The organism is Blautia sp. OM06-15AC (genome assembly GCF_003481425.1).
GTDB classification, from domain to species: domain Bacteria; phylum Bacillota; class Clostridia; order Lachnospirales; family Lachnospiraceae; genus Fusicatenibacter; species Fusicatenibacter saccharivorans.
This window is the reverse complement of the sequence record NZ_QULD01000002.1, coordinates 210,176-232,994: the sequence shown is the minus strand read 5'-3', so window position 1 is coordinate 232,994 and position 22,819 is coordinate 210,176. Positions and strand designations below refer to the sequence as shown.

Below are 22,819 nucleotides of genomic sequence, written 5' to 3'. Positions count from 1 at the left end.
CGAGGAAATCGTGTATGCGTAACCATCTGATATACACGCAGAAACTCCCGGCAGAATTTCTCGTATAAGATCTTCCGTCGGGAGTTTCCCTTATCTATTCCTGTGAAATTTTATTTCTGATACTCTTCCTCGATATTTTTTACCGCACGGAGCTTGTTCGCGTATTCCAGAATCTCTTCTTTGGAATATTTCTGTTTCCGGCACCAGGTGAGGATTTCTTCTTTTACTTCCTCCGGCATCTTGTTGTTCATGCGCAGACAGTCACAGAAGGTTCTCTTCGGAGAATAATATTTGTAGGAACCAAACTCTGTCTTTTTCTCACAGATTTCACCCGGGACATCGGCATTCTGGAAATAAAAACGTCTGATTTCAAAATTTTCCAGATCCATTTTTTTTCGGTCTGTCCGTGCTGTTGCAACTGCAATCGTAGCCGGCTCTTCTTTCAGCATTCCGGCAAGCCATGCAGCACTGTCCATGCAGATGACTGCGCGTGGGTTTACTTTCGCAATTTCAATATATTGATAGTCTTCCGGTTTTTCATAACCACAGTCCTTGCACCAGTACCAGCCGCGTGCAAATCGTTCCAGACTTCCTTCCTCTTCCATTTCTGCCAGCTGCAGTACAGTCACCTGATGATCTCTGAGGTCTGCGAAGCTCATATATCCATGATGTTCTTTAAATAACGTCGTGATCTTCTGGTATGTTTTAAAAAGCATATTTTCTTTCCCCTTTCAGGATGTGATACATGTTTTTTCATCTATAGGCGTTTGCACATATAATATTCCAATTTTCATGGAATGGCAAGCACTAATTTGCAAAAACCATGTTTTTTCTCTGTTTTTTTCTTATTAGCTGCTGCTAACATATTTCTCTTTTTATCACTTATAAGTATACCTTTTTTACCTGAAATATGCAACCTGCTGATCCGCTTTTTCTGTTCTCATACCAGCAGAAAAAGACCGGATTTTTTACTTCTCATCCGGTCTTTTTCTCTTTCATTCTATCTTTTAACGTTTACCGTAAAACCTTTTTTCACTCTGCCGCTTCCAGAATTTCTTTTAATGCTTTGATATAAAGTTTACACTCCTCCATCGTTCCCACGCTCACACGGCTCATCTCAAAAGCGCCGATACGGATGCCCTTTTCCATCAGCTGTTCCTGAATCCAGGCAGGATCTTTTCCGGTATCGAAGTAGATGAAATTCGACTGGGACGGATAAACCCTGCAGCCAAGCGCTGCCATCTCTTTTTCCAGATATTCTCTTCCCTCCACGATTTTTGCTTTCTGCTCCTGATAATATTCCTGGTCTGCCAGGCCTGCCACTGCCGCTTTCTGGGCACAGACATTCAGGTTCCAGGAAGCGGAACATTTCCGCATGATTCCAATCAGCTCTTCGGAGCCCAGCGCATAGCCGACACGAAGGCCTGCCATCGCATAATATTTGGAAAAGGTACGGAGAACCAGAATCGGTTTTTCCGGATGCGCTTTCATATAATCAACCATACTGCAGCAGTCCGGCTCGGTGGCAAACTCCATGTATGCCTCATCCATCACCAGCAGCACGTCCTCCGGAAGAGTATCTGCGAATGCTTCCAGCTCCCCGATCGGCACATACGTTCCGGTCGGGTTATTCGGATTGCAGATCACCACGATTTTTGTTTTTTCACCGATTTTTTCTTTCATGGCAGGGAGATTAAATTTCTGCTCCTCGGTTACCGGTACGGAGACCGGCACACCGCCATTTAAATACGCCATGTCGGCAAATGCCCCGTAGGTCGGCGCGGAAAACAGCACCTCATCTCCCTCGTCCAGAAAGGTCAGTCCGATCATATCGATCATCGCACTCGATCCGGCGCCTGTCAGTACATTTTCTGCTTTTAATCCGTACTGCTCCGCTACCTTCTGTTTCAGCAGTACTGCCGCAAAATCAGGATAAAAATGGCTTCCCGCCATAGAGTCCTCCAGTGCCGCCACTGCCTTCGGTGACATTCCGTAATTGTTTTCGTTTAATCCCATATGGATCAGTTTTGAGGTGTCCTTCGCAAATGCCTTCTGACGTTTGCTCGGCGGCATGCTCTGTAATGCGTGGCTGATGATTTTATTTACTTCCATATTCATTTCCTCCTGTTTTCACGGCTTCTATTGTTTTTTTTCCGGAAAATTACCGTTTTACGGCTCCCCTCGAAACAGCTGCTAAGCCATCTGCAGAGCCTTCCCGTTTTCCGATTTTTTGCTTAAGACTCAGAAGAGCTGTCTCCCAATACCAGATATTTGGTACGGATCATGTTTCTGGACGGGTCGATCTCAAAGTTTGTGATATCGGTGCTTACCAGATAAATATTGGAAGAATTCAGTACCGGTACGCCGAAGCAGTAGTCGTTTACCAGTACGCTCTCAGCCTGGTGCAGCAGCTCAAATCTGGCGGTCGGATCGCTTTCCTCATTCGACTGTGCCATCAGTTCGTCATACTCCGGGCAGTTGGTCTTGTTATCGTTGTAGCTGTCGTTGGAACGGTACATGGAAAGGAAGGTGAACGGATCTGTAAAGTCTGCAGTCCATCTCATGCGGGCAAGCTGGAAATCACCGGATCTTCTCTCTGCTACCTGTACCTGCTGCTCCTCTGCCTGAAGCTCCACCTCGATGCCAAGGTTTGTTTTCCACTGTGCCTGCAGGGCCTGTGCCATATCGCTGTCGAGCTGGAGGTTCGGGTATTTGTAGGTGATGGCCGGGAAGCCTTCTCCATCCGGGTAACCGGCCTCTGCCAGAAGCTCTTTTGCCTTGTCCGGATCAAAGCCGATCGGATCTTCCTCTACTTCCTCTGCCCAGTCCTTGCCGCTTGCGGAGGATTTCAGATGTTTTGCTACGAAGAAATCACTTGCCTCATAAGAGGAACCGCACGCGGAAGCTACCTCATCGCGGTTGACTGCCATAGAGAACGCCTGGCGGACACGGACATCGTCAAACGGTGCTTCATTTACATTAAACAATACGTAGTAGCTTGTCATGGCCGGAGAAGTAATCAGCTCATCGCTGTCTTTATACTCGTCCATAACGGTATAATCTGCTGAGATAAAGTTCAGCTCACCGGATTTATACGCATTGATGATGGACTGTGTATCGTCCATAACCATCTTTTTGATCGTATCGGTTTTGATCCGGTCTGCCTGAACGTAATTTTCATTTTTCTTATAAACGCTGTACTGGTTCGGTACATACTCTGCGAGGTAGTACGGTCCGCAGCTTACCAGCGCATCCATGTCATTTCCCATTGCCCAGTCGCCGTTGGTTTCTGTCTGAAGCTCGCGATGCGTCGGCATATAAACCGGAAGTACAAAGAGCTGTTCGAAGTAAGCGCACGGCTCCTTTAAGTTGAATACGATGGTCTTATCATCGCTGGTGTCTACGCCAAGACCGCTCTCATCGCCGGTTCCGTTGTACATCTCCTCAGCTCCCACAATCGGGTAAAGCATTGAGGAATAACCACTCTTGCAGTTCGGATCCAGTGCGCGGACAATGGTATTTTTGAAATCGGCACTTGTCACATCGTCTCCGTTGCTCCATTTTGCATCGCTGCGGAGGTGAACGGTGTACTGTGTCATATCCTCATTGACATCAACGCTTTCTGCCAGAATGTAATCCCAGGAACCGTCCTCTTTCATTTCCATGATCGGCGCCATACACACATCATCGTAGGACCACCACCATAAACCGCTCTCTCCTGCGCTGTCCAGGCTTCCGGCCTCGGTATTCATCGTTGTTACAATCATATCGGAAGTACTGCCGCTTTTGCCTCCTCCGGAAGAGCTGCTGCTTCCTCCGCTGCTTCCGCATCCGGCAAGGGATCCTGCCAGAAGAACAGCCGCTGCCAGTGTCGCTGTTGTTTTCCATAATTTCCTCATAATGTTCTCCTCCTTTTGCTGCTGATGCTTGTTTGAAACACAGCTCCGGTCCCTGAAACCTCTGTTCCCAAACCTGCCGCACCGGAATGGTTCTATTTTGCTCCGGCCAGCAGCGGTTCGATTGCCAGACCCTCCCTCTGTCTCAAATACCGCGGGGAATATAAGAAGCAAGCCACTTTCCTGCCCTCAATATCATACGTTGCCGGGCGGGCCTGGCTGCATTCTTCCATAGCGTAGGGGCACCTCGTGTGGAACGGGCATCCTTTCGGCGGATGGATCGGACTTGGGATTTCGCCTTCCAGCAGGATTCGTTTTCTGCTTCTTGCGGTCTTCGGATCCGGGATCGGCTCTGCAGAAAGCAGTGCCTTCGAATATGGGTGAAGCGGACGGCGGTAAACATCATTGGATTCTCCGATCTCTACCATGTGTCCCAGATACATGACACCGATCCGGTGGCTGATATGCTTTACCATGCCAAGATCGTGTGCGATAAAGAGATAGCTGATACCCTCTTTTTTCTGAATATCCTCCAAAAGGTTGATGACCTGTGCCTGGATGGAAACGTCGAGCGCCGAAATCGGTTCGTCGCAGACGATAAAGTCCGGTTCGAGTGCCAGCGTTCTCGCAATTCCGATTCGCTGTCTCTGGCCGCCGGAAAATTCATGCGGATATCTTCGGATGTGGTCCGGTTTTAATCCAACCGTTTCCAGCAGCTCCTGCACGCGTTCTTTTCGCTTTTTTTCATCGTACATGTGATGAATCACCATCGGCTCCTCAATAATCTCACCGACGGTAAAACGGGGATTTAAGGATGCATATGGATCCTGGAAGATCATCTGCAGCTTCTGCCGGTAGGGAAGCATCTTTTTCCGGGAAAGCCTGGAAATATCTTCTCCCTCGAAAACGATTTCGCCCTTTGTCGGCTCATAGATCCGTAAAATCGTGCGGCCAAGTGTACTTTTTCCACAGCCGGATTCTCCGACCAGTCCGAAGGTTTCCCCTTTTTTTACCTCGAAGGAAATACCATCTACGGCAATGACCTTCTGTGCTCCCTTCATTCCTCTGTTCACATCAAAGTATTTACACAGGTTTTTTACTTCCAGTACATTTTCACTCATTGGCAGCCGCCTCCTCCCCGGAAACTGTGATTTTTGTTTCATCCATACATTCCAGCCAGCATCTGCAGCAGTGCGTCTCGCTGTAGGTTGTCACCGGAGAGGCCTGTACCTCACAGATCTTCATAGTGTAAGAACAGCGGCTCATAAATGCGCAGCCCTTCGGAAGCTTTAAGAGGTCCGGCGGTGTTCCCGGAATCGGAACGAGCGGTTCGTCGTTATCCTTTGCCGAATTGTTGATACTGTTCAGAAGACCTTTCGTGTACGGATGATGCGGTTCGTAGAAAATCTCATCGACGGTTCCCTCTTCTACGATCTGTCCTGCGTACATAATGGCAATCCGGTCACACATAGAAGCGACAACGCCGAGGTCGTGGGTAATCATAATAACGGAGGTTCCTTTTTCCTTCGTCAGCTTTTTCAAAAGCTCCAGAATCTGTGCCTGTACGGTCACATCCAGTGCGGTTGTCGGCTCATCTGCGATAATCAGCTTCGGATCACACGCCAGAGCCGTCGCAATGATGATTCTCTGCCTCATACCGCCGGAAAATTCGAACGGATACTGATCGAGCCGCTTTTCCGGACTTGGAATTCCGACCTGCCGCATCAGCTCAATGGCTTTCGCTTCCGCCTCTTTTTTGGAGCAATTCTGATGCTTTCGAATTCCCTCTGTCATCTGAATTCCGATTTTCAGGATCGGATTCAGAAATGTCATCGGATCCTGGAAAATCATGCCGATGCGGTTTCCGCGGATCTGCTGCATTTTCTTTTCATAAGCCCGTTTTTCTTTCCGGTCCTTCGTGTGCGGCGGAGAAATGTTTTCTCCGTCGAAAAGGATCTCTCCTTCTTCCACTCTGCCGTTCGATGCCAGAAGCCCCATCAGGGTCAGCATGCCGACACTTTTTCCGGAACCGGACTCGCCGACAATACCAAGTACCTCGCCCTCTTCCAGATGGTAGGAAACATCGCGGACTGCGCTGACGGTTCCCTGCTGCGTTTCAAATTTTGTTGTGAGATGGCTGATTTCGAGTAAACTCATACGCTTCACCCCCTGGTTTTCTTTGGATTAAAGGCATCGCCGATTCCCTCACCGAGGAAGTTCAGGGAGAAAATGGTGATACAAATGCAGATGGTCGGCAAAAGCAGCTGTCCCGGGTGCATGGTGAGCACCTGTCGGGCATCCTGCGCCATGGAACCCCAGCTTGCCATCGGAGCGGAAATGCCGATTCCGATGAAGCTTAAGAAGGCTTCGGTGAAAATGGCGTTCGGAACAAGGAAAGTAATCTGTACGATGATCGGCCCGATGGCATTGATCAGCAGATGGCGGAACAGAATTCTCGCATCGCTTGCTCCGATGACGAGTGCTGCCATGGAAAATTCCTGCTCCTTTAAGGCGATCAGCTGGCCTCTTACCTGACGTGCCATGCCGATCCAGCCCGGAATGCAGATACCGATCAGAATGCTTCGTACATTCGATCCGAGAACCATCATGATCAGAATAACGTAGATCATAGATGGCATTGCGTAGATGATATCCACAATACGCATCACAAAGTTATCAAATTTTCCACCAATGTAGCCGCACAGTCCACCGATCACCACACCGAGTACGGTGTTGATGACGGCTGCTCCAAAACCAATCGCCAGGCTGATGCGGCCTCCGTAGCAGAGTCTTGTAAATACGTCACGGCCGAATTTGTCGGTTCCGAAAATGTGCTGTGCCGAAAAGCCCGCGTACTGATTGGCTGCGTCCTGTGCATCGTATGCATAGGGGCTGATCATCGGTCCGAAAATGGAAACCACCGCCAGAAGGAGGATGACGACCAGTCCGAGAACTGCCATTGGATTTTTCTTAAATCTTCCCCATGCCGCTTTCCAGAAGCTTTTGCTCTCCACGGCAATAAACTCGCTGTTCTTTTTGGATGGATCAATCGGTGAAAACCAGTCCATAACAGTCACCTCCTAGTTTGTCAGTTTGATTCTCGGGTCAATGAGGGAACAAATGATATCCACCGCCAGGTTGGCAACGGTGATAATCACACCGATGAAAACACTGAAGCCAAGGACTACGGTGTAATCACGGTTTGTGATGGCATTCGTAAATTCACGTCCGATTCCGGGAATGGAAAAAATAGATTCTACGACGAAGCTTCCTGTGATCAGAAATGCGATAGCCGGTCCGAAATAGGTGACAACCGGGATCAGTGCATTTTTAAGGACGTGACGCGCGGTGATGTACAGATTGCTAAGTCCCTTCGCTCTTGCCATCGTTACGTAATCCATCTGAATCGCCTCGGAATACGTACTCTTGGTCAGTCTGGCAATCGAAGCGATCTGTCCGAATGACTGTGCTGCCACCGGAAGAATGTAGTTGGCCGGAGAACCAAGACCGACGATCGGGAGTACCGGCCACCAGACACCGAAAATCATCATCAGCAGAATCGCTGTGACGAATCCCGGGATACTGACCCCCAGCGTCGCAATTCCAAGCAGGGTGTTTTTCACTGCCAGCCGCTTGCTCGTCGCCATCCAGATACCCATCAGAATACCGATGAAAGCGGATACCGCGATAGAGAGAAGTCCGATGCTTAACGTATACGGAAATCCTCTTGCGATCAGTGTATTAACAGAAACGTTCTTTTTATAGGAAATGCCGAGATCCCCGTGCATCAGATTTTCCATGTAAAGAATATACTGTTTCCACATGGGTTCATCCAGCCCGTAGGTCGATTCAAGCTGCTCAATGGCGCTCTGGGAAAGATTGTCTGCCTCGAACGGGCTGCCCGGCATAATCCGAATCAGGAAAAAGGTAATGGTGATCAGTGCCCAGATCGTCACCACTCCAATAAATAAACGTTTTATGATGTATCTTACCATGCAGCATTCCTCCCGTTCCGGCTTTTTTAGCTCAGAAGAGGCAGCTGAACGATCTGTTCTGGCTGCCTCTTTGCACCTTTTTACTGTCTTTTGTTTTTATAATGCTTCCTCGCCACGCTGGCCGGTACGAACCCGGATGACATCTGCCACTTTCTCGACAAAAATCTTTCCGTCTCCGATATTTCCGGTACACAGCTTCTTTTCCAGGAAGCCTTTTAGCACTTCAATTGTCTTATCGTCACCCACGGTCTCGAATTTGCATTTCATCAGTACATTCGGCCCGCTCATGGTTCCACGGTACATCACCCGGTAACCCTTCTGGTTTCCATATCCGGTGATATCCGTTTCCATCACGCCGTACACGGCACACGATTCCATGATGTCGATGACATCCTCCCGGTTCGCGGGTTTGACAATAACTGTCAGCTTTTTCATATCCGCACCACCTTTTTATTGATCCTTTTTCATCAATTCTTTTTATTTGTCATTGTGGAAGTGGAAGTTTGCATAAGCGCTGCATCCGTGCTCGTGCATATCCAGTCCGTCGATCTCTTCCTTCTCGGTTACGCGAAGTCCGATGGTCTTTTTCAGGACGAAGAACAGAATGAACGCCAGGATCAGGGTATATGCCGCAACTGCTACAAAACCGATCAGCTGGATGATAAAGCTGCATCCCTCGCCGAAAATACCGGTAAATAAGGTTCCGAGTGCTCCACAGACACCGTGTACACTGATTGCACCAACCGGGTCATCGATTTTTACGACTTTATCAAAGAATTCAACTGCAAATACAACGACAACACCTGCAACTGCTCCAATGAACAGTGCCTCGTAATCATTGACTACATCACAGCTTGCTGTGATAGCTACCAGTCCGGCCAGTGCGCCGTTCATTGTCATACTGATATCCGGTTTTCCATAACGTACCCAGGTAACAATCAGGGTAACAAGTGTTGCTGCTGCTGCTGCGAGGTTTGTGGTCATGGCAATGTCGCCAAGGTTATAGGTTGCTGCTGTGGTTGATCCACAGTTAAATCCGAACCAGCAGAACCAGAGGATAAAGACACCAAGTGCTCCAAGCGGAAGGTTATGACCAGGAATAGCAACCGGTTTTCCCTCTTTTGTGTATTTTCCGATACGAGGTCCGACCATTTTTGCACCGGCAAGGGCACACAGACCGCCGACCATATGAACTGCCGTAGATCCTGCAAAATCATGGAACCCGATCTGGCTTAACCAGCCGCCGCCCCAGATCCAGTGTCCGGTGATCGGATAAATGAAAACGCTGATGGCTGCGGAGTAAATCAAATAAGAGATGAATTTGGTTCTCTCTGCCATAGCACCTGATACAATCGTGGCCGATGTTGCACAGAACACAGTCTGGAAAATCATAAATACGCCGATCGGCAGTCCGTTGAACATGCCATCTGCATCTGCCAGCGATTTCGGGTTAAAGAAACCTGCTGTTCCGATAAAGGCATTGCTTCCTCCGAACATCAGCGCAAATCCGATGATAAAGAAGAAAATAGAGCCGAGCACGAAATCCATCATATTCTTCATCAGAATGTTTCCGGAGTTTTTCGCTCTTGTAAATCCTGTCTCCACCATGGCAAATCCGGCCTGCATAAAATACACCAGAAAGGCTCCGACCATGGTCCATACGATATTGAGTAATACCTGTGTGTTTTCCATAATAAGTTCCTCCTCATTCCCATCTTACCTGTTCCCGTCTGCAGATCTTCTGAAACGGTCATCCTGAAACGGTAGCTTTCAGATTTTTTAAAGTGCCTGTTCGCCGTGCTCACCTGTCCGGATCCGCACTGCATCTTCGACATCGTAAACGAAAATTTTTCCATCGCCGTAGTTTCCGGTTGACAGGTTTTTCACAACAAAATCAACGATTTTCGGAACCTTGTCGTCCTCCACAACGGTCTCCACTTTAACCTTCGGAATCATTTTGGCCACGATTTCCGCTCCACGGTACATCTGACGATATCCCTTCTGATTTCCATATCCAAGGATATTTGTGATCATCATACCGTTTGCCTTCTGCTCCTCGAGGCGTAGCTCCAGGTTTTCGAGGCTCTCCGGACGAATTACAATTTCCAGCTTTTTCATGATTTTCCCTCCCTTTCCGAACCGGCTCCTGTACAAGCTTCCTACCTCCATTTACCGGCTCTGCTGCTTCTATATAGAAATCTGTTTTCTGACAGATTTTCTAACCTCTTCTTTCATGCCTGGACTGTTCCGCAGCTCTGCTGTTTTTACAATTGTTTTTATAGTTGTTTTTACAGTCGTTTTTTTGCAGCTGTTTTTTTGCAGCTGTTTTCACAATCCACTGTTTTTAATTAATCACACTCGTCGGCATTCCCTCCAGGTAAGACCGGAAGTTTTTCACCGCCAGATCGACTGCGCGGAGTCTTGCTGCCTTCGGCTGCCAGGCGATATGGGAAGTAATAAAGGTGTACGGCGACTGCATCAGCGGAATCTGATACTGCGGCGGCTCATTTGCGACAACATCGAGTCCTGCCATATAAACCTTTCTCGATTCCAGCGCCTCAAGAAGCGCCTCCTCATCGATGATGACTCCCCGTGCGGTGTTGATAATGATGACACCGTCCTTCATTTTGGCAAATGCTTCACGGTTCAGCAGGTTTTCTGTTTCCTTCGTATGCGGACAGTGAATGGAGATCACATCCGACCGTTCGAAAATTTCTTCCATGCTGACCTGCTCGATGCCGTCATACTGCGGCCCCGTCTTTTTGTGACGGCTGTTTGCGATGACCTTCATGCCAAAGCCCTTTGCCATTCTTGCCGTCCAAAGACCGATTGCGCCAAGTCCGATGATTCCCATCGTTTTCTGGTAGAGCTCAATCTGCGGCACGAACAGTTGATTGTAGCTTGCCTGCGGATTCGTTTCTTTTTCTTTCCAGTACCCTGTTTTGGTGTAATCGCTCTGTACCGTCACGTTATGACAGATGTTCATGAGCAGTGCCATCGCATACTGGGCAATGGTGACATCACCGTAAATCGTATTCGTTATGGTCACGCCCCGGCGTCTTGTCATTTCCACATCGAAGTCTTCAAATCCATGTCCCAGCGTTGCGATATATTTCAGATTCGGATGCGCTTCAAAGAGCTTTTCGTTGATCACTCCTTTGTGGACCCAGATACCAAGTGCTGCGTCGGCGTTCCCGATCTGACTGCTGTAATCTTCGAAGGTGTACCTCTTTTTCTCCTGATGGATGATACGGAACTTTCCGATCTGTGGTACACTCTGCAGCATTTTGTTCCACTCTGCTTCTATTTCTTCGTACGTCAGATCGATGGTTCCCGGGTCTCCCTGAAAAACGACTACCTCATAGTTTTCTTCTTTCATACGCCTCGCCTCCTGTTGTACTTCTGTCTTTTTATGTTCCGATTTCAAGATGGATTTCCAGTATGCCGACAAGTTGATTCTTCTGTTTTTATTCTGTAAGAATTTCCTTTTCCTGTTGCCTTACAACGGATTTATTTTCCCATTTATGACCGAGATACCGGACAATGTAAAATCCTGCACGGACTACCCAGTCGAGGGTCTGTGCAATCCAGACACCAAGGAGTCCCACATGGAGGGAAACACCGATCAGATACGCCAGTGCAATTCGAACGAACCACATGGACAGGATGCTGACCGTCATCGTAAACTTGGCATCGCCGGCAGAACGCATCGTGTTCGGAAGGGTAAAGGCCAGCGGCCAGATCATCATACAGCAGATGCTGTGGTATCGGATCACAATCACTGCCATCCGGTAAGCGCCATCGGAAAGGTTATATGCTCCGGCGAACAGTGGTGCTGCTGCCAGAAGCAGGATATTCAGAATCCAAAGGAATGCGTAGGCTCCTGTGATCAGCTTCTTTGTATAGCTTCTCGCCTGCTTATAATCTCCCGCTCCGACACACTGGCCAACCACGGTTGTCATGGCAAGTCCCATCGCCGATCCCGGCATAAAAGCAAGCTGTTCCACGGTCATTGCACAGGCATTTGCTGCGATCGATGCTGTTCCAAATCCGGCAATCATGCTCTGGGTCAGCAGCTTTCCGATCTGGAACATACTGTTTTCCAACGCCTGCGGAACACCGATGAAAAAGATCTTTTTCAGCATCTCCTTGTCCCATCCGGCCAGGAACCATTTCGTACAGTGGATCTCGTATTTTTCCTGATGCAGCAGTACAAGAATCACAACACTGGCAAATGCTCTGGAAATCAGAGTGGAAAGTGCCACGCCTGCAACTCCCATGTCAAAGCCGAAAACAAAAACGGCATTTCCGATGATATTCAGCGCATTCATCACGATGGAAGTAACCATTGAAATGTTTGAGTTTCCCATAACCCGGAAAAGCGCTGCCCCGGCATTGTAGATGCCAAGGAACGGGAACGAAAGCGATGTAATGAAGAAGTATTCCACCGCATAGGCCATAACCTGCTCTTCCGCCGATCCGTAGACCACACGGAGAATCCAGCGGTTTCCGAAAAAGGAAATGCCGCAGATAACAAGTGCAATCAGTCCGCAGATCATCACGAGCTGTTCGGCTGCGTGACACGCTGTTTTCTTATCCCCGCTTCCGAGGAACTGTGCTCCAACAACGGAACCGCCGCTTGCCATCGATGTGAAAATCACGATCAACAGTACGCAGATCGTATTGACAAGTGAGATTCCGGAAACAGCCGTTTCACCGGCCCCGGATACCATCACCATATCTGCCATACCGACGGTAACGGCCAGCACCTGTTCCACAATCAAGGGAACGATCAGCCGGATCAGACGCTTTCGGTCGAATAAAACATTTGTGTTTTCCATCGGACTTTCTCCTTTCCGGTTCTGCATTTTTTCTGTCCTGTTTCTGACAAAATCAAATCTGGTTTTCAGAAGCAGTCCCTGATACCTTTGATAACAAAAAACGACCTGGAAGTCTTCCTTCCAGATCGCCCCGTTGCGAACTCTTTACTGACGTTTCTCCTTTGGATTGAAAAACGCGGCACGAAGCTTTCCCTTCGTACCGCGCCTTCGCGAATCCATTACTTATATGGAGTTTATCTTGAAAAACAGACAGATCATTTTCTGGTTTCCTGAGAGTGTTTTCCGGGAGAAATTTAAACCTGGGAGAAAGGGAAGAAATAAAAAAACGGAGAGATTCTTTTTTCAGAACCGCTCCGTTGCGTTGTCTTTATTTTGTTCCATTGCTCTGCTGTTTTTCAACATAGGCACATTCTAACGGAATTCCCGCTTTTTGTCAATCCTTAAATTTTTCGATGATTTCCGGTCTTTTGCGTCAGTTCTGTCAATTTTATACAATTTTGCCGATATTTTTTCAGTCATTTCTGAACATTTTTCTCATGAACCTTTGAAATTTCTTTGTTTTCTTTTAAAATCGCGGAAAAACTCCGGCAAAATTCTGTGAAAATTCAGAGCGAACGCCAGACTTTGCTTTCATCAAATATCCGCCACCTGTCCGGCGCCTGTTTGAAAAAGACTCCGGTATATCAGATCCAGTCAAAATCTCCGCCGGTAATCGCAAGACTTAAGAGTGCATCCATCTTTTCCACTTCCTCTTCGCCCTCAATTCTTTGCAGCAGCACTGCGGTATCCAGCACATCCTCCAAAGATTCGCCAGGTCCGATCTCATAATCCACCTCTGCCTCGCAGTCCGGGCATGGAATTTTTTCCATCGTCTGAAGGGATAAAAAGCGGTTGCCGCATTTCTTGCATTCATAATAACCACATGTTTTGGTTCCGTCTGGTACGTAATACATAGATTCTTATCCTCCTATCCATTTTCCGTTTCTTATTCTACCATACTTACCTTGCCAAAACCAGACATCTGAAAAAGAATCGTTTTTGCAAAAAACAACTCGTAAACACATGCGTACAAGTATTACACTGATTCTTGAAAGAAAAAGGACGCTGTATGCTCTCGTTTCTTTCGGGGCTGTAGCGTCTTTTCTGCTTTCACGGCTCGCGCAGACCGCAGGGCAGTCAAACAGATTTTTCAGCAGACATAGTTTAAGCCCGATCGATTCTTTTTTCTCTCGACCGGGCTTTTAATGAATTTCCAGTAATTTCATTTTATACACCTGCTGCTTTCATTGATTTCGGGGTATTTCGTTATGTTCCTTTTGGACCATACCTCCTGAATTTTTTTGTTTTTATTTTTTCCCTATGGGCCTCTGCCTTTCATTGGAATCATCTCCTTTAGGTTCTATATGTAAACTCTTCAGAGATTTTTTTGATGTTCAGATTAACTATGCCATTGGACTGTACCTCTTACTTTCTTAGATTTCGTTTTGATGTTTCTTTTTCGTCTTGATGTTTCTTTCTTGTTTTTATTTTTGTTCTCTTTTCTTTTGTTGATCTTATATTAACTCATCTTCTCTGTTTTGTCAATACTTTCTTTTAATTTATTTTGTATTTTATTATTTTCAGAATATTATGACATTAAAATCGAAAGATCAGAAACCTGATGCAGTCTCACTTACAAAGAGGCGGCCGCAGGCTTTCGCAAAATTCAACCCCCGGCTTTTTTTGACCCACCGCAGGGCGATCCTGCTCCCTCCGGAACTCCACAGAATCTTCTTTCCAAAAGAGTAGAACGAAAGACTCCGCTGTCTTTGCCTTTCGCAAAGTCCAGCGGAGCATTTTTCCCATATTCTTTCTTCTCTTCTTAATTTCTTATTTGCAGAGTTCCTCGGCCAGTGCCTCGATCTCTTTTACGTTCTCTTCCTTCACAGCGGACATTACTTTTACATTATTCTCTGTCCAGGTGATATTTTTGCTCTTCTCAAACATACCTTTCATCACTTTCGCTGCGGTCGGTGCCCAGCTTCCGTTTTCGATCAGACCGATGGTGCGGTTCTGGAAGCTGCGCTCTGTCAGACGGTTGATGAAATCCTGCATGAACGGGTAAATGCCTGCATTGTAGGTCAGGGTTGCGAGAACCAGCTTACTGTAACGGAAAGCATCCGCTACGGCAGCAGACATATCGTCTCTTGCCAGATCGTAAACAACGACCTTCGGGCATCCTTTTTCTTTCAGCTTATCTGCAAGCAATTCGGCAGCTTTTTTTGTATTGCCGTAAACAGAAGTATAGGCAACCACAACACCTTCTTCTTCCGGGCGGTAGGAAGACCAGATATCGTATTTTTCAATGTAGTGGCCAAGATTTTCCGTCAGAACCGGACCGTGCAGGGAACAGATTTTCCGGATATCCAGCGTACCTGCTACTTTCAGGAGCTTCTGTACCTGCAAACCGTATTTTCCGACAATACCGATAAAATAACGGCGTGCTTCGTCATCCCATGGTTCCTCGCGGTCGAGTGCACCGAATTTTCCAAAACCGTCTGCTGCGAACAGAACCTTGTCCGTGCTGTCGTATGTAACCATAACCTCCGGCCAGTGTACCATCGGAGCGAACACGAAGGTCAGAACGTGTTTTCCGAGCGTAAGGGACTCACCGTCCTTTACTTCCAGTTTCCTTCCGGCGAGATCCATCTTTGGGAAAAAGTTTTTCATCATGGCAAAGGTTTTTGTGTTTGCAACAACGGTTGCTTCCGGATATGCTTTTACGAAGTTTTCAATATTCGCAGAGTGATCCGGCTCCATATGCTGTACGATCAGGTAATCCGGTTTTCTGCCATCCAGTGCTTTCGCAACATTTGCCAGCCATTCATCCGCAAAGTTTGCATCTACGGTATCCATAACTGCCGTTTTTTCATCGAGAATTACGTAAGAATTATATGCCATGCCGTTCGGCACTTTGTACTGACCTTCAAACAGGTCTACCTGATGATCGTTAACTCCCGCGTAGATAATATCCTCTGTAATTTTCATAAAAATCCATATCCTTTCCATCTTGTTTTTTCCTGCCCGGAACCTGCTCCGAACCGTATATTTTTATATTATCCTATGATGGAGGAAAAAGCAAGGAAAAAGCAAGTAAAAATAGTAAAGATTACTATTTTTACTTGCTTTTCTCCGTTCACACACACGATATCCCTTTTCCACAGCTTGCAAATCATCACAATACTTCTATTTTACAGGCATGTTCTTTTGTTTCTTTATCATAACTGATTCCAACCGCCAGTCGCAAAAGCAAGTGCAGAAAGATTCCGAGCGTACATGCTGATACTATGAGTATAGTCTTTTTCTGTGGGAGGCGCAAGAATGGAATCCCGTTTCTCACTTCTTATTTATTTTCCGGGAAAACAATCTCTTTCTCTGGTACGCCTTCTGATTTGATGACGTAGCCGTCAACATCATCAAAATGAATCTTGTACTGATATTCGCTTTCACGTCCCTCTTTTGAGTCATCGGCATCAGCGTAATAGGTAAGGCGAATTTCGAAAGTATTTTTGTTTCCTTCGCGCCAGGACTCATCGCCGATCAGCCAGTCGTTTTCGAGGTTTTTGTTTCTTTTCAGCAGCACCTCGGCGTACTGCTGTGCGCCCCTCCAGATTCCTGTGTTTTTGTACCGGTTCTGCATGGTGTTCTGATACTGCCACAGTGTTACAAACATGATCGTCGCCATAATTGCCGTGAAAAGAACGGTTTTGTATTTCTTTTCTTTTTTCTGTCTCTGCCGGCGGATACATCGAATGGTTCCGATCATCATCATTGCCAGAACAAACAGATACCACAGGGTCCAGAAGATCTGCTCTTTTCGTTCCAGACCGCCGGGAATGAATTCTGCCAGCTGATCGCCCCAGACGAAATTTACCAGGGATGCCAGAATGCCGATAGACAGAATGGATGCTGACCCATAGACTTTCCGGCTTTCTTCATCATCGAGGTTCTGGAAGAAATACCACAGCGATACAAACGCTGCTGCCACCAGACCGCCTAGAATCAGGCCGCCGCCCACGTTTACGATCTTTGCCGCCCACGCTGCCGCTGCCACACCGATCACCAGAAATCCCGCGATCACGTTTGCGTTCCGGTCCTGTTTTTTCTGCTGCCTTGAAATGTCACCTGCGTTCTGCAGCATTTCGGCCACCTCCTTCTGAGTATACTGAATTTCCGGCGTTGCCTCTTCCTTCGCCTTCTCCTGCCGTTCGGAGCGCATCAGTTCCAGCACAGAAATCCCAAGTGCCTGAGCCAGCGGCTCAATCGTCTGGATATCGGGAAAGCCAAGTCCCCGCTCCCACCGGCTGACGGCTTTATCCGTCACATGAATCTTTTCCGCAAGCTCTGCCTGCGTCATCTTTTTCTCTTTTCGCATTCCGGCAATAAACCGCCCGAACTCTTTCGCTTCCACGTCGTGTCCCTTCCTCCTGCTGTTCCCGCACCGCCTCATGTTGCCCAGCGGAGCGTTTTTACAGTCTCAGAATAGGCGAAAATAGGCTGTTTTGTCAATCTACGAATCCTTTACCTGCGTTTTTACGCCAAAAAATCCCCGATTCAGCACAAAAGTGCCAAATCGGGGATCTTGTATTTTCCTGTATTTACAGCCCGATCATATTTGCAAACAATACGATCAGCGGAATGGCAATGATGGTTCTCTCCAGAAAGATCACCAGCAGTTTCCAGAAATTCAACGGAATTTCACTTTTGATAAACGCCGGGGCGGGAACTTTTTGTTAAAAATATCGGAATCTGCCGAATTCTGCGATTCCCCCTGCTTCTTTCGTTGCATAGGCAAACAGTCCAACTCTGCATCCTGTGAAATGATCCATTTTGAAATAGAGCTGATGCCATGGTCCGATCTGTTTCCATTTTTCATCGCTCCAATATAAAAACCGGACTTTATCGTGCTGGTTCTGGAAATCTGCTTCCAGCCGGATTCTTATTCTCGATGATTCAACCGACACTGCTTCCCATTCGATTTCTTCGCTGTTGCCCTGATTTCCTTCCAGGCTGTCATTTTCCGCTTCGAGAGATCTCATAACCAGAAACATCCGTCCATCACGCTTTGTAACGGCCGCCATGCCGTAACATCCCTGTAATGCACACATACCTGCATAATCTCCGTCCTTCAGTCTTTCCGCATCAACGGTTACTTCTGTTATGCACATCGGAAACTTCATCCTCTGGGTGATCGTATTTACTGCCTGCGTGACATTTTTGCACTGCTTTTTACAGCTCATTCGGAGGCACCCTTTTTCTGCATCATTCTCAATCCAGGAAAGTTCCGGTTCGTGATTGAACTGCCAGCAGCTCTTCCATCCAAACGTTCCAAACAGCCGTTTCTGGTCCGGATTCCATTCTGAAAAATCATCACTCTCCACAAGCGAATGATACTGTTCCTCCGGTCTTGTGCTTTTTGTTTCCACTTCACAGAGTGCCCTTCCCGAATCACCCAATACCGGATAATTTTCTTTTATGATCTGCTCTTTTTGTTCGCCCGGCGCCGGCATATAGGTAACTCTGACATTTTTCTCCCATTTTACTGGCACAAGAACCGGGATTCTGCCGACAGCACCTCTGTCCTGGAAAAGTACGGCGTACCATTTATGATCCGGCGTATCCACAATTCCTCCCTGCGCAACGCCCTGGCCGCAATACCCCATGGTATCACACAACACATCTCCGCCTCTAAATTCTCCCGTCAGGCTGTCTGATACATAGCATGCCTGCGTCCGCATCCACCTGTCCGGAAGGGAATGAATCAGGAATAAATAATACATTCCATTGATTTTATAAAAATGACTTCCTTCAAAACCAAGCCCCGGATTCCGACTATCACTGACCAGAATCCGATCCAGTCCGCCTTCCTTTGGACCGCCCAGATCTTTTTTCAATTCCTGCAGACGAACATTTCTATTGCCGGAAACAATATAAACATGATCATCCTCAAACAAAAGTGAGCAGTCATGATAAAAGCCTTCTATGATGCGTTTTTCCCATGGTCCTTCGATATCATCAGCAGTATAAAGGTATGTTTTTCCGGTATCATTCGCCACAAAGCAAATATAATACATCCCTTTATGGTATCGGAGCGATGCGGCCCACATGCCTTTTCCATAGCAGTTTTTCTCACCAACAAGCCTCTGTTCCTCTGTGCTGTCCAGTCTTTCATACACATAGCTCAGATGTTCCCAGTGAATGAGGTCATACGACCGCAGAATCTCACACCCCGGCATAAAGTGCATTGTAGTGCTTACCATGTAATACGTATCATCTACCCGGATGACATCTGGATCCGGATAATCCAGTTCTGTAATTGGATTTTTTCCTGCTATCTTCATATGCTCTCTCCTCATATAATATTTCAGGGTCATGCCAAAACAGCATGACCCTGGATAAAATGCAGTATCTTTATTCTTTTACTCCGCCAAGAGTAAGCCCGGCAACAAAGTATTTCTGTAAAAATGGATAAATACAAATAATTGGAAGCATGGTAATAATGGTTGCTGCTGCACGGACCGACGTCGGTGTGACCGAACCGGCTGCATTTTTCATTGCTTCCACAGAGGTTCCCTGATTCGTAACCGATGATAAGAGTTTCATAAGCTCATACTGAAGGGTCGTCAGATTGCTGTTCATTCTGTTGTACAGCATCGCATCAAACCAGGAGTTCCACTGTCCTACCGCCACAAATAATGCTACGGTTGCATATACCGGCTTACAGAGCGGTGAATAAATCTTCAGAAAAATCGTGGTATATCCTGCACCGTCAAGCTGCGCGGACTCTTCCAGACTGTCGGAAATTCCGTTCATATAGGTACGGATTACCAGCATATTGAACGCACTGACCATTCCAGGAATTACATATACCCCGAAACTGTTTGTCAGGCCAAGTTGTTTGTACAGCAGGAATGTAGGAATCATTCCACCGTTGACATACATGGTGATAACCCAGAATAAGGATAATTCTTTTTTAAACAGAAAGCGTTTTCTGCTTACAATAAACGCCAGGATTGCATTTGCTACCAGTGCCAGTAGCGTTCCGATGATGGTTCGCGCCACTGTGATATATGCGCCCGTGATCAGGTTATCCTTCTGAAGAACGGTGATATAGTTTTTCCATGTGAATTTTCTTGGCAGCAGATAAATTCCTCCGCGAAGGGCATCTGTACCATCGTTTAATGATATTGCCAGTGTATTTAATACCGGATACAGTGTAATGACTATAAACAGTACCATGATAATACCATTTATTATCGGAAACAGATCCAATTTTCCGGTCTTTTTTCCAGTTTTTTTTGCCATGATGAACCTCCTTAGAACAATCGCTCTTCGCCATTGCGTTTTGCAATCTGGTTTGCGATCATAATCAGTATAATGCTGACTGCACTCTTGAAAATACCTGCTGCCGTACCGATTGCATAATCGCCCTGGCTGATACCCCATTTCAATACGTAGATATCAATGGTCTGTGATACTCTCTGTACCAGGCCGTTTCCTAAAAGATACTGAATTTCAAATCCGGCATTCAAAACGTTGCCTACGTTCATCAGGAGAAGAATCATAATGGTCGGTTTGATTCCAGGAAGTGTCACGTACTTAATTTTATTCCACCTTCCGGCGCCGTCTATGGATGCCGCCTCATATAAAGATGGATCAATTGCTGTGATTGCTGCCAGATAAATAATGGCATTCCAGCCGGTTTCCTTCCACACATTTGCAAAAGCAACAATAGGCCAGAAGTAGCTCGTATGTGCAAAAAAGTTAATTGGCTGTTTGATGATATGCAGATTCACCAGAACTTCATTTACAATACCAGTTCCGGAAAGCATATCATGCAGAATACCGGTTACAATAATCCACGAAAGGAAATGCGGCAGATAGGAAATGGTCTGAACCACTTTTTTTCCTATATGGCTTCTGATTTCATTTAATAAAATTGCAAACGCAATTGCCGTTACGAAAGTTACAACAAGATTGATAACTCCCATTGCCAGAGTATTCCGGATAACACGGATAAACGTCATATCTGAGAACAGTGTCCGGAATTTTTCTAATCCTACAAACTCTGAATGCAGGATTCCTAGTTTCGGTTTGTAGTTCTGAAATGCCATTGCCCAGCCAGCAAGCGGAAGGTAATAGAAAATCACACCATATGCTACGATAATTGCTGCCCAGAAAAGCAGGACTTTCTGTCTTTTGATTTCTTTCCATGTGATTTTTGTTCTGGGCTCTTTTGTTTTTGATTTTGTTCTCGCTAAAGACATGACCTCACTCCTTAAAAAAACGGGCAGATGAAATTTTTCACATCTGCCCGCTTCAAAATTTCATTTTTTATTTGAACTTCGCTGCCTGCTCCATTCTTGTGTCTAATTCAGTCTGCAGTTCACTGATAAAGTCTTCCGGGTGGCATGCATTGTAAGCATCCATGTAGGTATCCCATGCCGCGTCAAAATCTTTTGCCATAACAACCTGCGGAAGCTGCTCATGTTTTACATCTGCAATTTTGTTCCATGCAACTCCGCCAGGTGTATCTGTTGTGAAATTGTTAGAGAAGGACCACATCGGATACCAGTCTCCAGGTGCCTCATTTGTTCCAAGCATCTCAACATAAGTCTCAACACCATAAGCCTCAAAGGTTTCTTTTACATCCTGATTTAATCCATCAAAGAACTCACTTGCCTGTCCATCCGGTTTATTGGCGTTAATTCCATCATCACTGGTTCCAGTGTACTGTGGGAAGTAGGAATATGGGCAGGTATGAGATGCTTTGTACGCGGTATCAGACTGTTTCGTCCGCTCTTCCTCTGTTCGGTAGAATTCTCCGTTTTCATCCACCTCATAATCGGTACCCTCTACACCCCAAAATCTGAGATTGTGAATATCCTGATCCAGAAGATCATTTACAAACTGTAATGCTCCTTCCACATCTTCACAGCTTGTTGTAATTGCAAGACCGCTCGACTCATTAAATGCCCCGCCTGAATTGTGCCACTGATTGTCACGGCCATCAATCGTAACCGGAACAGGAATATAATCGCAGCCCTGCTCATCCAGTCCAGCCTGTTTGATTGCATCATTTGCATTCGAGAAATCCCACCACTGATCAATCATTCCAAGTACACGTCCGGTAGAAAGTTTGGAAATATATTCATCGTAACTCTGTGTAAAGGATTCCGGATCTACAATTCCCTTCTGATACTCTTCATTCAGTTTTCGGAAGTAGGCAACCGCTGTATCCGAAGTGTTATAATCTAAAACGGTCAGTGTATCCGGATCTACCATACAGGATCCATCATTTGGATATCCGTCGAGGAACTGCGGGGCATTCTCCAGACAGAAATATCTCCAGTCGTCACAGAGGATGGTGTATGGAATATTTTCCGTTCCGTCTTCCATAGTCGGATTCGCTTCGTTGTAGGATTCAATCAGATTAAAGTAATCATCCATTGTTTTAATTTCCGGATAACCCGCCCATTTTAAGACTCTGGCCTGAATCCAGAATGCTTCATCATTATGTGTACATACTTTTTCTTCATTTTTAATGCAGCTAAACTGTGGAATCCAGTAAATATGGCCATCATCCTGTCTTAATTTTTCCCACTCAAGATCAGAGAACAGATTTTTAATATTAGGATAATCATCCAGATAGTCATCCAGTGCAACCAGTGCATCGGCATCATATAACTGCATCTGTCCGTTTCCGCCCTCAATAAAGTCCGGATACTCTCCTCCTGCGATCATGGTGCCAATAGCCTCAACATCCGTCTGACCCGTCAGCCAGGTTTCTTTTACCTTTGCGCCTGTTTTTTCTGCAATGATCTGCTGAACCTCATTATCATCATTGATTTCGGATCCCGGGACTGCAAAAAATGCGGTAAATTCTTTTATCTCTCCGTCAGAATCTCCCTTAGAGGAACTCTTTCCTCCTGCTCCACATCCTGCGAGCAGGGTTGCTGCCATTGCCGAGGCAAGCAGCATGCTTACAATTTTTTTTCTCTTCATCTTGTAATACCTCCCTTTGATAGTATTTATTTTATCAGTTTGC

Annotated in this window: 19 protein-coding genes; all 19 read right to left on the bottom strand. The window is 46.5% G+C overall.

Annotation, left to right across the window (positions count from 1 at the left end):
* Positions 1-110: 110 nt before the first annotated feature.
* The 19 genes from DXB83_RS04670 to DXB83_RS04580 all read right to left on the bottom strand — a co-directional run bounded on the left by DXB83_RS04670 (position 111) and on the right by DXB83_RS04580 (position 22,776).
* Entirely contained in the window at positions 111-716 is a 606-nt protein-coding gene (locus DXB83_RS04670) for a type IV toxin-antitoxin system AbiEi family antitoxin domain-containing protein (protein WP_022462444.1), read from the bottom strand.
* A gap of 316 nt (positions 717-1,032) precedes the next feature.
* Positions 1,033-2,112 (bottom strand): histidinol-phosphate transaminase, encoded by a 1,080-nt coding sequence (gene hisC / locus DXB83_RS04665; protein WP_158579800.1) that lies wholly within the window; start codon positions 2,110-2,112, stop codon positions 1,033-1,035.
* Between the two features lie 122 nt (positions 2,113-2,234).
* Positions 2,235-3,899 carry a peptide ABC transporter substrate-binding protein gene (locus tag DXB83_RS04660; protein ID WP_118697317.1) on the bottom strand — a complete coding sequence of 555 codons (1,665 nt, stop codon included), beginning with the start codon at positions 3,897-3,899 and terminating at the stop codon, positions 2,235-2,237.
* Between the two features lie 92 nt (positions 3,900-3,991).
* Positions 3,992-5,017, bottom strand: coding sequence for an ABC transporter ATP-binding protein (locus DXB83_RS04655; protein WP_117804663.1), 1,026 nt, complete (start codon positions 5,015-5,017; stop codon positions 3,992-3,994).
* Entirely contained in the window at positions 5,010-6,053 is a 1,044-nt protein-coding gene (locus DXB83_RS04650; RefSeq protein ID WP_118697316.1) for an ABC transporter ATP-binding protein, read from the bottom strand. The genes DXB83_RS04655 and DXB83_RS04650 overlap by 8 nt, the downstream gene beginning before the upstream one ends.
* 5 nt (positions 6,054-6,058) lie before the next feature.
* Positions 6,059-6,964, bottom strand: coding sequence for an ABC transporter permease (locus DXB83_RS04645; protein ID WP_117801251.1), 906 nt, complete (start codon positions 6,962-6,964; stop codon positions 6,059-6,061).
* A 12-nt stretch (positions 6,965-6,976) separates the two neighbouring features.
* The gene (locus tag DXB83_RS04640) at positions 6,977-7,891 is read right to left on the bottom strand and encodes an ABC transporter permease (protein WP_117801249.1); all 915 of its coding nucleotides are present in this window, start codon (positions 7,889-7,891) and stop codon (positions 6,977-6,979) included.
* 96 nt (positions 7,892-7,987) lie between these two features.
* A complete protein-coding gene (locus tag DXB83_RS04635) occupies positions 7,988-8,326 on the bottom strand; it encodes a P-II family nitrogen regulator (RefSeq protein ID WP_022462439.1) in 339 nt (112 codons plus the stop codon).
* A 42-nt stretch (positions 8,327-8,368) separates the two neighbouring features.
* Complete coding sequence (locus DXB83_RS04630) at positions 8,369-9,583, bottom strand: ammonium transporter (protein ID WP_118697315.1); 1,215 nt, start codon at positions 9,581-9,583, stop codon at positions 8,369-8,371.
* A gap of 87 nt (positions 9,584-9,670) precedes the next feature.
* The gene (locus DXB83_RS04625; protein ID WP_118697342.1) at positions 9,671-10,009 is read right to left on the bottom strand and encodes a P-II family nitrogen regulator; all 339 of its coding nucleotides are present in this window, start codon (positions 10,007-10,009) and stop codon (positions 9,671-9,673) included.
* Between the two features lie 226 nt (positions 10,010-10,235).
* Complete coding sequence (locus tag DXB83_RS04620) at positions 10,236-11,270, bottom strand: 2-hydroxyacid dehydrogenase (RefSeq protein ID WP_118697314.1); 1,035 nt, start codon at positions 11,268-11,270, stop codon at positions 10,236-10,238.
* Between the two features lie 88 nt (positions 11,271-11,358).
* Positions 11,359-12,732: an MATE family efflux transporter gene (locus DXB83_RS04615; RefSeq protein WP_118697341.1), complete on the bottom strand. Its 1,374-nt coding sequence runs from the start codon at positions 12,730-12,732 to the stop codon at positions 11,359-11,361.
* Positions 12,733-13,415: 683 nt separating this feature from the next.
* A complete protein-coding gene (locus DXB83_RS04610) occupies positions 13,416-13,685 on the bottom strand; it encodes a hypothetical protein (RefSeq protein ID WP_022462435.1) in 270 nt (89 codons plus the stop codon).
* A 916-nt stretch (positions 13,686-14,601) separates the two neighbouring features.
* Positions 14,602-15,759, bottom strand: a complete 1,158-nt coding sequence (locus DXB83_RS04605; RefSeq protein WP_118640593.1) for an FprA family A-type flavoprotein — start codon at positions 15,757-15,759, stop codon at positions 14,602-14,604.
* A gap of 355 nt (positions 15,760-16,114) precedes the next feature.
* Positions 16,115-17,182, bottom strand: coding sequence for a helix-turn-helix domain-containing protein (locus tag DXB83_RS04600; protein WP_118697313.1), 1,068 nt, complete (start codon positions 17,180-17,182; stop codon positions 16,115-16,117).
* Positions 17,183-17,504: 322 nt separating this feature from the next.
* Positions 17,505-19,112 carry a glycoside hydrolase family 43 protein gene (locus DXB83_RS04595; RefSeq protein ID WP_118601255.1) on the bottom strand — a complete coding sequence of 536 codons (1,608 nt, stop codon included), beginning with the start codon at positions 19,110-19,112 and terminating at the stop codon, positions 17,505-17,507.
* 70 nt (positions 19,113-19,182) lie between these two features.
* Positions 19,183-20,076 (bottom strand): carbohydrate ABC transporter permease, encoded by an 894-nt coding sequence (locus DXB83_RS04590; RefSeq protein ID WP_118595818.1) that lies wholly within the window; start codon positions 20,074-20,076, stop codon positions 19,183-19,185.
* Positions 20,077-20,087: 11 nt separating this feature from the next.
* Positions 20,088-21,038 (bottom strand): ABC transporter permease, encoded by a 951-nt coding sequence (locus DXB83_RS04585; protein WP_118595817.1) that lies wholly within the window; start codon positions 21,036-21,038, stop codon positions 20,088-20,090.
* Positions 21,039-21,105: 67 nt separating this feature from the next.
* Complete coding sequence (locus DXB83_RS04580) at positions 21,106-22,776, bottom strand: extracellular solute-binding protein (RefSeq protein WP_118595816.1); 1,671 nt, start codon at positions 22,774-22,776, stop codon at positions 21,106-21,108.
* Positions 22,777-22,819 lie beyond the last annotated feature (43 nt).